Raw genomic sequence first — 11,813 nt, 5'->3', positions numbered from 1 at the left:
GGTATAATCATTAAATCATATACCACATCATTTGCCACTAAAACATTGGAATTTCTATCGTAAATTAATCCACGCGTAGGATAAATTATTTGTTTTCTAATTACATTATTTTGAGCCGATAAAATATATTTATCTTCATATACCTGCACATAAAACAATCGAGCAATGTAAACCAAGCCCATAACCAAAAAAATACTAATGATTACATATTTTCGCCTAGTAAAATCAGAGTTCATCTGTTATAATTTTATGTTTGGATTAGCAACTGTACCAATTTTTGGGATACAGCTTACATAATACAATTGTTTTATTTAAAAATAATTTTCCTTGCCAGATTCAAGAGCAGAAAGTCTTTTGCAAATCTAATGAAATCTATTTTCAGATTTAAAAATGTATAAAGAAACATCAGAAAATATTCAGTACTTATTTATACCAAAATGTTGGAGAGAAAATAATAAGAACGGTAAATAATTCTAAACGACCTAAAAGCATTAAAAAGGACAAAAACCATTTGGCTGAATTTGGCAAATGCGCATAATTTTCAACCGGACCAACGCTACCTAATGCCGGACCAATATTTCCAAGTGAAGAAGCCGAGGCTCCAATAGCCGATGTAAAATCCAGCCCCATCCCAACTAAAACAACTGCACCAAAAGCAAAAATGGTTATATAAATCAGGAAGAAAGAAATTACAACAAATACAATGTTTTGAGCTACAGGCTTATTATTTAATCTGACAGGAATAATTGCATTTGGATGAATTAAACGTCGAAGCTCGAGCAGACTATTTTTAATTAATAATAGAATACGAGTAACTTTAACGCCACCACCTGTTGATCCGGCACTTCCTCCAACAAAGAACAATAAAAAAAGTATCATCCAAAAAACAGGAGGCCAAACTAAATAGTTTGTTGTAACAAAGCCTGTAGTTGTAATTATAGATACAACCTGAAAAAGCGTATTACGAAAAACAAGCTCAGCATTCAAGTCCATTTGGAAAAATAATCCCAAACCAATAACTACTGTTGTGATAAAAATTATTCCCAGATATAAGCGGAATTCTTCATTTTTAAGTACCTGTTTTACTTTTCCGGTTAAAAAATAAAAATGCAGACTAAAATTTGTTCCGGCTAATACCATAAACAAGATAATAACATACTGAATATAAGCCGAATAATTAGCAATACTAGCGTTTTGAGTAGAGAAGCCACCTGTTGCCATAGTTGCAAAAGCGTGACAAAGAGCATCAAAAAATGGCATTTTGCCAAACATTAGTAAAACCACTTCCAAAAAAGTGAAAAGTACATATATTGCCCAAAGACGTTTTGCTGTCTCTTTTACTTTTGGATGAATTTTATCAAAAGTAGGACCGGGTGACTCTGCTGCAAAAAGCTGCATTCCTCCTATTCCGAGTAAGGGCAAAATAGCTAATGAGAGAACAATAATCCCCATTCCTCCAATCCAATGAGTTAGACTTCGCCAGAAAAGCAATCCTTTTGGTAAAGATTCTATATCAGTTAAAATAGAGGCTCCGGTAGTTGTAAATCCTGATATCGTTTCAAAAAAGGCATCTGTAAAAGATGGAAAGTAATCACTTAAATAAAACGGTAGACTTCCGAAAAGTGAGATTAAAACCCAGCTAAAAGCAACCACAAGATAGCCTTCTTTTTTAGTTATCGATTTATTTACTCTAAATGTAATACCCCATCCAATAAAGCCAACAAATAGCGTTATAAAAGCACTAAATAAAAGTGACCAAAAACCCGTTCCTTGGTTAAAAAGATCAAATCGTTGAATTTGAACGGAATCGTATAGTGCTGCTATTCCGGCACTAATAAATAGAGCAACCGCCTCAATGATTAATAAAAAAGAAAGAATGTGTAATACAATACGGTAATTAAATGCTGAACGCATAATTTTAGCTTAAAAAGAGTTTATTAACTTTATGTAAGGCATAAGGCATAGAAAAAACCACGACTTTATCATTCTCCTTTATTTGAAAATCACCTATAGCAATAAATGATTCATCTCCTCGTACAATACCACCAATTATAGCTCCTTCGGGCATCTTTAGTTTTCGTATAGGTTTTTTTGTAACTGTTGAATTGTGCATAGCTATTAGTTCAATAGCATCAGCATTAATACCGCTTAAACATTTCACATTAGTTACATTAGCTCTCATAGTATGCCGATTGATATAGCTTGCCGTAATCAACTTTTTATTGATAATGGTATCTATTCCAATATTTTGGGCGATATCGATATATTCTATGTTTTCAATAAGAGCAATAGTTCTTTTCACTCCTAATTTACGAGCATGCAGACAAGTAAGAATATTAGTTTCGGAACTATTAGTTAGAGCAATTACAGCATCCATATCACGAATTCCTTCATCCTCCAGATTATTAATATCACGTGTATCTCCGTTTATTATTAAGGTATTATTAAGTACAGAAGTTAACTGCTCCGCACGAACTGGATCTTTCTCCATAAGTTTAATATGCATATCATTTTCCAGACTGAGAGCTGCTTTTTTTCCTACTCTGCCGCCACCAATAATCATAATATCTTTTATCTTGAAGGGTTGTTTCCCTCCAAGCTGGAGTAGCATTTCTATACCTTCGGGTTTTGTAATAACATAAGCCAAGTCATTTTCCCGAAAATAAGTATCTCCGTTTGGAATAATAGTTTTGCCGTTTCTATGAATAGATACTGCTCTAAAATTAAGTTTTGGATATTCTTGTGCTATTTGATTAAGCGTTTTATTAACCACATAGGCATATTTCTCAAGCTTTATAAGAAATAGCTGAAGTTTACCATCAGAAAAATCAAAAATTTCGGTAGCTGCCGTTTGTTTTAATAAAGTTACAATTTCATCGGCGGCAATACGTTCCGGAAAAACCATTTGATCGACACCTAAGTCTTTAAACAAAGAGGTGTTTTTTTCTTCTAAATTTTCATTATTTGAAATACGGGCAATAGTTTTTTTTGCACCAAGTTTTTTTCCAAGAATACAAGTCACCAAATTTATATTCTCGTTGTGTAAAACAGCAATTAATAAATCTGCTTTATTTACTTCTGCTTTTTCTAAAATCTCTATAGAAGTAGAATCTCCCTCTATTGTTAGCACATCAGTATGCGACCCTATCATCTCAAGCATTTTTGAGTGAGGATCTACTACTGTAATATTGTGATTCTCATCGGCTAATAATTGAGCTAAATGTGATCCTACCTCGCCATCTCCCGCTATAATAATATTCATTTCAAATAATTAAATTTTTTAGTTTTGAACACTTGAAAACAACATGTCAAGGCTGCGAATTTAACCAAATGTTCTTATTTTCCTTTATTATTTTCTGAATAATTAAAGTTGAGGGAGTTGTTTTAACTGTTTACGGTATTCTGTTACCATTGATTTAATTATCTCTGATACAGATAAAACCGTATCTATGCTTGCGCTTACCTGACCTATTTCCAGTTCTCCTTCGCTTATATCGCCTTCAAACATTCCTTTTTTTGATCTTCCTTTCCCCAAATATTCAACAATTTCCCGAATGCCTGCACGCTCTACTTCCAAAGTCTTAATTTCTTTATAAAAGGTGTTTTTTATCAAACGAACTGGAACGATTTTTTTAAGTATTAATTCTGTTTCGCCTTCTTTTGTTTCTATTATTTTTTGTTTAAAGTCTTTGTGAGCAGAAGATTCTTTAGAAACTACAAACCTGCTTCCCAGCTGAACACCATCAGCACCTAATGATATAGCGGCAAGCATAGATTTTCCACAAGCAATTCCTCCGGCGGCTATTAATGGAATATCAACAGTTTTTCTAATCAAAGGAATTAAGGTCATAGTTGTTGTTTCCTCAAATCCATTATGTCCTCCCGCTTCAAAACCTTCGGCAACAATTGCATCAACACCTGCTTCAACGCATTTGATTGCAAATTTGGTATTAGCTATTACGTGCGCTACTTTTATTCCATGCTCTTTTAAATAAGCTGTATATTTTTTAGGATTCCCTGCCGAAGTAAAAACAATAGGGACTTTTTCTTCAATAATGACTTTAATTTGTTCCTCTATTTGCTTGTACAATAAGGGTAGATTTACACCAAAGGGTTTATTAGTAGCAGCTTTTGTTTTCTGAATATGTTCGCGCAAAATTTCGGGATTCATAGAGCCGGCACCAATCAAGCCTAAGCCTCCGGCATTGCTCACCGCCGAAACTAATTCCCATCCGCTACACCATATCATTCCTCCTTGAATTATTGGATATTCTATTTCAAAAAGTTTACAAATTTTATTCATACAATATTATTTTAGTATCATAAATTGTTGCCGGATTTCTGCTCCAAAATTGGGTTCAAAATCTTTTAACTCTTCTTTAGTACGAGTATTAAAAAGTTTTATGCTCCCGTTTTTTTCATTGGGAAAATACAGCCCGTCACCTTTTTTATCATAAACAATAAACTCATAGCATCCGGGAAGCATATTTAAATTAAAAGTATAAGTTGAATCACTTACAAAATCGGAAGCTTCAAATAGGGGAATACCCATATCATCTACTAATTCTAAAATATTATCCTCAGCTGCTTTATAAGAATAAAAATGTATGCTTATTTTATTTGGGTAGACAGGAGCTAAGTTAAAAACAGCAGTAAGGGCATTATTTCCTTCATATTCGTCTGTCTTATTATTGACTTTTTCTATAGAAACACAAAATTCATTTGGCTTATTATTTTGGTAGTAAAAGTACCAATTAAGAGGTGGAAGATATACTATTTCCTCTTCCATAAAGGCTAATTCACCTCGCCAGCGATAACGATTATTGGTGTTTTTATTCAATCCGTATTCTATTAAAACCGAGCATAAAGTATCTGCACCGGTATTTTTTACACGGATAACAGGAGAGCCACAAATAGGATTATAACGATTGTGGTTGAAACTTTTGTTTGGTGCTAAAATTTCTACAATAGCCGCATCATTTCTATATTGTGCTTTTTCAAATAAAATAAGATTTGCCGAAAGTATATAGCTTTGAATTCCCGAGGTTTTTTTAACATCTTCTTGTAAATGCAAATTAATAGAAAGTGTTGTGTCGGCACCTAAGGGAATAAAATGTTCAAACACTCGTAAAGTCTGTCCGGGGCACCAATTAGCACGAGAATAGTTCCAAGTGCCTGCTTGTGGAAAAAGGGCGTTCAAGCTACAGTCGTCGCGCCAAACAGGACGTGTTGCTACCGTTTTCCCGTTAATATTTAAAAAGTAAAACTTACTGCAATCTATTTCTTTAGGTATTTGATTTTTAATATCGTTACCGGATAAATAAATTTTTAGCAATGCGTATTTTATTTCCTTTGAAACTGTAATCGTTTTGTTTTCTATTTGTTTATTGATGGAGTTGTTTTTGTCGATATAAGTAAATCCTTTAATACCACTTCGCCAAAGATTTATAATCCGATTTATTTTTGCCGACGCATGCCCTAACTTCCATTTGAAATGCAAATTTAATTCAATGGGTTCTTTAGTATTATTACTCTCAATATATAAATTGGTATTTTGTTGAAAAAGAGAGCTGTAAGCGCTTATATCAAATGTAAAAAGAGCTTTGGTATCAGTCTCCTTATCAAACCAAGGAAGAAAAAAACGGGCAATTTCCAAACGTTCTGTTTTCCCGTTTATATTTCTCTCTAATTCTATACAAACAGGATTTTGGATAAAATTTTTACTCTGTTTAAAATTAACAAGACTAACTTCTAGAAATAGATTTTCGAGAGTGCTTGTTTTGGGTAATAAATTTAATTTCTCTATTTCACTTTTGCCATTTATTAAAATTATATGAGAAAATAGGCTGTCTTGTCTTACGATACTGTTTTGAGCTTCCGTTTTAAAAGAAGACAAAACAAATAATACAAATAAAAAAAGTATTGAATTTTTTATCATAGAAGTGACCGCTAATCTATCTTTCAAAATTAAGGGAATTTTTAAGATATTAGCAAATGTCTGCTGAATATCTTTTCCATTAAGGACAAAGTAGTTTTAAAGAGCCTTCCATTTACTAATCTCAACAATAATTAAAGAGATGTATCTTCAATTTGTATAGGTTATTTAGAGGGGTCGGTAACCGTTCCCATAAACAAAATAGCATTAGTATATTTTTCTTTTATAACAAACAAAAACGGATGATCGACAATAAAAGTGTTGGTGTTAGGTCCAACGGAAGTAACGCCCACAGTAACAGAAGTAACGGCAGCCGCTTCAGTTCCCTCTTCATCTACCTTAATAAAAGTTTTATGTTTAACTTTAGAAATGGTGAGTCCTCCATTTTTATTGATGCCTGTAAAATCAGCATTATCGCTAAAAGCAATACCTAATCCTAAATCGGTTAACTCATTATTAAGCTCATTTTCGTATTCAAATGTAAATTTGGGTAATTCCAAATTCCATTCGAAAGGTTCTTGCATACTTAGCATTAAATTATTCCAGACGGTATTATTGAGTTCTTCAACCATTTCTGTTAGAGATGAATCATCATTAGGTAATAAAACTACCATAGCATAATTTCCTTGACCATAAGGTAATTCTATAGCAGCATAGTTTTGGGCTAAAGCAACAGAAAAATCATTTTCTATATGCATCATTGCCACATTTTTCGTGGAGCCATCAGCCAAATAAAATGGTTTATCTTCAGTTTCATCTTTGTCAAATTCGGTTTTCCAAGAACCTTTAAAATAGATGGCATTAATTAAAAACATTATATCATCACTACTGATGTTGTCTACAATTTTATCTATTTTATGATTGGTTTTTTCGTTTACCCAATCGTTAATTACATCTTTACTCGCAGAATTATTAAAATCCAAGGCGCTGACTTCTGCATTATAATAGGTTTGGTTTGTATTAATAAAATCTTGTTCAACCGAAAAACCTTGACGATACCAAATAGAATTTGCAATACTGATATCCACTTTGGAATCGATTTCTAAAAGTGCATTGGTTAAATCTAAAGCAGATTGATTTACTTCTGAAGTGGCTTGTCCGGTAAAATGCAAAACATTTTCGAAAGCTGTTTTTGTTTCACCATTGGCTCCATTATAGGTCATAGAAAGAGCTTGTGTAATACTTAAAGGGGAAATCATTATATTATTGTCGCCATTTTCTTCAAAAGCTTTTTGTAGTATTTCAAATCCAAACTGATTACTAGCACTGAGAATTTCTTGTGCTTTTTCTGAAATTTCAATAGGGACTGGATCGGTTTTAATGCTTTCTTTATTGCAAGAGATAATTAATAAACCAAGAGAGAGGAATAATACGTTTAATTTCATAAGGCTTAATATTAAGTGTATAGACTGTAAGAAGCAAGCAATTTCTATGCCGTAATTAACGATAAATAGTTTGTGTTTTAGTAATTATTTAGTAAAAACACTTGCTAATCATTTCTGTTTCAGCTCGTAAAAAACACCTCTTTCCAAACTAACCGATTTGATCTTATTATCTGCTTCTAAGGGACCTAAATATTTATTTATTTCGTTGATATGGATACCTAAAAAACGATGCAAATCATCGAGCGTGCAGGGACGACGAGCTATTGTTTCCAAAATAGCCGTTTCAATATCTCCGCTATAAGAATCAATATTTGTTCTTTCGGGAGCCGATGCAATAATTTCTACTTTTGGGAGCTCCCAATAATCAATAATTTTCTGTAATTCATTTCTCGATAAAGGAATTAAGTCCATCACTGTTCCGGGTCTGTCTAAAGTATTTAACTGTATACTGTCGGGATTAATTTTAATAATAGCCTTCTTAAGTAAATCCAATTCTTTTTCAGAATCGTTATAATTTTTCAATAAGAATATTTCTAACCAAATTTTTCCTTTATATTCTTCTCTTAAATCAATTAAACCCTGAATATAGTTGTCTATTTTTATTTTTGCATTTGGGCGATCAATTTTCTCAAATACTTCCTGACTTGCAGCATCTAAAGAAGGCAGGATAACATCGGCCTTTAAAAGCTCTTTTCTTAATTTTTTATCAGAGAGCAGGGTTCCATTTGTTAAAACTGCTGTTTTTATATCAGGATAATTTGTTTTAATAAAGTCCATTACAGCACCTATTTTACTGTTTAAAGTAGGCTCGCCCGATCCCGAAAAAGTAATATAATCGATTTTAGGATTATTACTCATAAAGCGTTTTATTTCGGCAATAATCTTGTCGTATTTTACATACTCCATTCTGTCGGTAGTGAGTTTGGTTGTTTTACCTACTTCACAGTAAACACAGTTTAAAGAACAAACTTTTTTGGGAATAAGATCGACACCTAAAGACATGCCCAATCTACGTGAAGGAACGGGACCAAAAAGATATTTATACATGAGGTTTTATTTATTATTCGCTAGTAATTCGTAAGTTGATATAGTTTCTGTCTTCACCTTTATTCCATTCATTTAAAATAAGCTCAGATTTCTGATATACTTTTTTTATACTGTCTGAGATATTTTCATCATTCATTATGACACAAACAAATTTTTTCTTTATTCTTTTAATATTTGGGCCAAAAACTTTGGCTACAACAACTCTAATATCTTCATTTCTTAACATTTCTGTAACCCCTTTAGCTTTTACGGGATCGGCATGAATTTCTTCATTATCTTCTTCGGTTGTATTTTCGATTTTTTTTACGAATTCTATTCCCGAAGATGTCATTTCGTAAATATAATAATACTCTGAATCGCCAAAATGTCTGTCTATAAAAGATCCCTCATTATCTGCTGCAAATGCTATTTTCATATTTTATTATCTAATTTTTACTAGTTATTTTTAGTTAAGCGGCATTTAGCTTCTATCCGTTAGTGTTTTGTTCGCGAATAGGTTTTTTTAATGTGGCCTTTGCAAGTTTCTCCAACTTATTGTTTAAAAATGCTTCCAAGGCATCTTTAGATTTAAGACCTCTTCCCAAGTAAACTTCTGCTTTCATATCATTTAAGATATTGAAGGCGTTGGGGCCTGTATTTCCAATAATAAAATACAAAACACCCTCATTAACTAAATCTTTTAATCCCGAATGATTATCATCGTGACCGGGATTAACTCTAGCTTCTGTTTCTTTAGTATCGCTATTGTAAATTAAATAATAGGGTGCTTCACCAAACCTCTTGGCAATTTTACTTTCTAAATTGTCTCCGTCTGTTGCTAATAATATTTTCATTTTCTTAAATTTATTCTACGGTTTTTTAATTATCAATATTATCTGATAGGATCCCAAACAACTAAAATTAATGCTCCTTCTTTCGATTCAAATGGGCCATGTTCTTCTCCCGGCGAGAATATCTGATAAGAACCAGCAGAATACGTTTTACCTGCACTTTGATATTCGCCTTCAATTACAAAATGTTGCTCTGTAGTGATATGAGAGTGTGGCGACATAGAAAACCCCGCTTGCATTTTTAATAATATCGTTTCTCCTCTATTATCATTTCTCAAAACTTTTCTTTGAGCTCCATCGGAATATGCATCTGCATTCTCCCAATTCAAATCGTCATACAAATTCTTTATTTCTTTCATGATGATTACTTTTAATGAGTTTATCTATAAAGTTACAAATAAATACTTCTTTTTGCAAAAAAAATATTCTTTCATCATAATAAAGACTTTAATTTTATATATTTCTGTATAGTTCCTGATTCGAACGAGGGGTTATAAAGAAGTGCCGATGGATGTGTAAGAGGGAATATTTTCATGTTCTCTAAAGTTAATAATTGTCCGTTTATATTTTTAAAACTCATCTCTACTTCCGAAGGATCAGCATGGAATTTTTTTAAGATAGAAAGCGTTGCATAATAACCTAACGGAACAATAATTTTAGGTTGAATAAGTAAAATTTCATCGTCTAAAAAACCGGAACATATCTCTATTTCTTTCCAAGTAGGTTTACGATTTTTAGGAAGCATGCATTTTATCAGATTAGTCATATAAACCGATTTCCTGTCAATTCCGGCTGCAGATAAAAGTTTATTAAAAACCTGACCTGAAGGACCGACAAACATCCTATTTTGATCATTTTCTTTACTCCCGGGAGAGAGAGCTACAAATAATACATCGGCATTAATATCTCCTTCACCGGTAAGAGCATGCTTGCGTGTTAGAGATAGATTGCACTTTTCACATGCTCTAATTTCATAATTTAGAACATTAAGTGAGTCTTGTTTTTCATTAAAATTAAATGCCTGCATCTATTAATGATTTATAACATTTAGAAACAAAGCCAAAAGTGAGCAATCTACCTTCAGTTTATTATGGAAATAAAGTTATGTTATTTTTAAACCCGTAATTATTTCGATATTGTATTCAAGTATTATCACACTTATTTATCTGTACTATGATAAAAAATCAGGATCTTGGTACGATGGGTTTGGATATTTATAATATCCTTCTCCGCTTGCAACTCCCGTTTTACCTTTATCAAGCCATCTTTCTTTTATCATTTTAGCTCTTTCAATCATTGCCTTATTATTAGTTTTTGTGCCATTCATCAGAGCAATATTATAAACTGTTTGCATGCCTATCATATCTATAATTCCAAAAGGGCCAATTTTTGCACCGGTACTAATCATCCATGTTTTATCAATACTTTCGAAATCAGATACTCCTCCAAAGAAAAGGTTTTGAGCTCCCGACAATAGAGGAACTAATAATGTATTTAATATATAACCGGGTTGTTCTTTGTGAATTGGGATTGGAACCATTCCGATACTTTTTGCAAAATCCAGTACAATTTCAAAATATTGTTTATCTGTTCCTGAGTGCATCATTACTTCTCCCACATTTGCATCCCAAATAGGATTTGCAAAATGTAATGCCAAGAATTTTTCAGGACGACCGGTTTCTTTAGCGTAAGCACTGGGTAACATTGTTGAAGAATTAGAAGTAAAAATGGTTTTTTCCGGTGCATATTTAGCCAAATCATTATAGAATGATTTTTTTATTTCTAATTTCTCCGGAACGGACTCACTAATTAAATCAGCATCTTTTACGGCGTCTTTTAAGTCTGTTGTATAAAATAAACGTTTTTTTGTAGCATCTATTTGTTCTTGTGATGCACCACGAGTGGCTTTAAATAATTCTGCAAATTTCTTATGAAACTCTTTCCCTTTTTCTAATCCTTCTTCAAAAGCATCATACACTGTTACATTATAACCGTAAAAAGCTGTTTGCCAAGCAATTTGAGAGCCTAAAACTCCGGCACCTGCGATTGTTACATTTTTTATTTTCATAGTCTTATTTTTATTTGTAGTAATTAAAGGATCTTGATTTGTAATATACTGTTTCGTTTTTTTTACTGTTTGACAGTAGCTGATTTAGCCAAAAAAATAATTGCAGTATAAAAACAACCCTATAACACAAAGGTAATTATTTTAGGTGCTGTTACTGATTACTATCGAGGATATTTACTCAAAAATAGCCCCATTAAGCTCATAAAAAAAATAGATTAAATGAATGATAATTGATGATTATTTGCAATTTAATTTTCTCACAAATAAATAACTTAAAAGCATTATTACGGTAACTATTATAAAAACAATTTTAAACCCAATAAAGAATATTAACAAACCAATAATTAACGGAAAAACAGTGGAAAATATCTTACCTGCCCCCGATATTCCGGCATATATTGTTCTGTTTTCACTTGTTGAAATCTCTAATAAAATACCATTATTGGAAATCTTAAAAAGAGAAACAAATATTCCTGACAGTATAAAAATAAATTGAAAATAAAATTCATTTTCTCTTAGACCTAAAGCCAAAACAGGTATAATACTTC

At 32.2% G+C, this 11,813-nt stretch carries 13 protein-coding genes; all 13 read right to left on the bottom strand.

Annotation, left to right across the window (positions count from 1 at the left end; all coding sequences use genetic code 11):
* On the bottom strand, positions 1-236 hold a 236-nt coding region (locus tag J7K39_12580), incomplete at its 3' end, for a penicillin-binding protein 2 (GenBank protein MCD6180731.1).
* Between the two features lie 187 nt (positions 237-423).
* Positions 424-1,914 (bottom strand): TrkH family potassium uptake protein, encoded by a 1,491-nt coding sequence (locus J7K39_12575; protein ID MCD6180730.1) that lies wholly within the window; start codon positions 1,912-1,914, stop codon positions 424-426.
* 4 nt (positions 1,915-1,918) lie between these two features.
* A complete protein-coding gene (trkA, locus tag J7K39_12570; GenBank protein ID MCD6180729.1) occupies positions 1,919-3,262 on the bottom strand; it encodes a Trk system potassium transporter TrkA in 1,344 nt (447 codons plus the stop codon).
* A 102-nt stretch (positions 3,263-3,364) separates the two neighbouring features.
* Complete coding sequence (locus J7K39_12565; GenBank protein MCD6180728.1) at positions 3,365-4,303, bottom strand: nitronate monooxygenase; 939 nt, start codon at positions 4,301-4,303, stop codon at positions 3,365-3,367.
* Between the two features lie 6 nt (positions 4,304-4,309).
* Positions 4,310-5,938: a hypothetical protein gene (locus J7K39_12560; GenBank protein MCD6180727.1), complete on the bottom strand. Its 1,629-nt coding sequence runs from the start codon at positions 5,936-5,938 to the stop codon at positions 4,310-4,312.
* Between the two features lie 161 nt (positions 5,939-6,099).
* Entirely contained in the window at positions 6,100-7,320 is a 1,221-nt protein-coding gene (locus tag J7K39_12555) for a serpin family protein (GenBank protein ID MCD6180726.1), read from the bottom strand.
* 108 nt (positions 7,321-7,428) lie between these two features.
* Positions 7,429-8,367, bottom strand: a complete 939-nt coding sequence (locus J7K39_12550; GenBank protein ID MCD6180725.1) for a radical SAM protein — start codon at positions 8,365-8,367, stop codon at positions 7,429-7,431.
* A gap of 13 nt (positions 8,368-8,380) precedes the next feature.
* On the bottom strand, positions 8,381-8,782 hold the full coding sequence (locus tag J7K39_12545) for a hypothetical protein (GenBank protein MCD6180724.1): 402 nt from the start codon (positions 8,780-8,782) through the stop codon (positions 8,381-8,383).
* Between the two features lie 52 nt (positions 8,783-8,834).
* Positions 8,835-9,200 carry a NifB/NifX family molybdenum-iron cluster-binding protein gene (locus J7K39_12540; protein MCD6180723.1) on the bottom strand — a complete coding sequence of 122 codons (366 nt, stop codon included), beginning with the start codon at positions 9,198-9,200 and terminating at the stop codon, positions 8,835-8,837.
* A 38-nt stretch (positions 9,201-9,238) separates the two neighbouring features.
* Entirely contained in the window at positions 9,239-9,556 is a 318-nt protein-coding gene (locus J7K39_12535) for a cupin domain-containing protein (protein ID MCD6180722.1), read from the bottom strand.
* Between the two features lie 74 nt (positions 9,557-9,630).
* The gene (locus tag J7K39_12530; GenBank protein ID MCD6180721.1) at positions 9,631-10,224 is read right to left on the bottom strand and encodes a uracil-DNA glycosylase; all 594 of its coding nucleotides are present in this window, start codon (positions 10,222-10,224) and stop codon (positions 9,631-9,633) included.
* A 144-nt stretch (positions 10,225-10,368) separates the two neighbouring features.
* Positions 10,369-11,265: a 3-hydroxyacyl-CoA dehydrogenase gene (locus tag J7K39_12525; GenBank protein MCD6180720.1), complete on the bottom strand. Its 897-nt coding sequence runs from the start codon at positions 11,263-11,265 to the stop codon at positions 10,369-10,371.
* 237 nt (positions 11,266-11,502) lie between these two features.
* A partial coding sequence (locus J7K39_12520) for a hypothetical protein (GenBank protein ID MCD6180719.1) occupies positions 11,503-11,813 on the bottom strand: 311 nt, incomplete at its 5' end.

Source organism: Bacteroidales bacterium (genome assembly GCA_021157585.1).
Classification (GTDB): Bacteria; Bacteroidota; Bacteroidia; order Bacteroidales; family UBA12170; genus UBA12170.
Note: the sequence above shows the minus strand (reverse complement) of the source record. Positions and strands in the feature narration are given on the sequence as shown.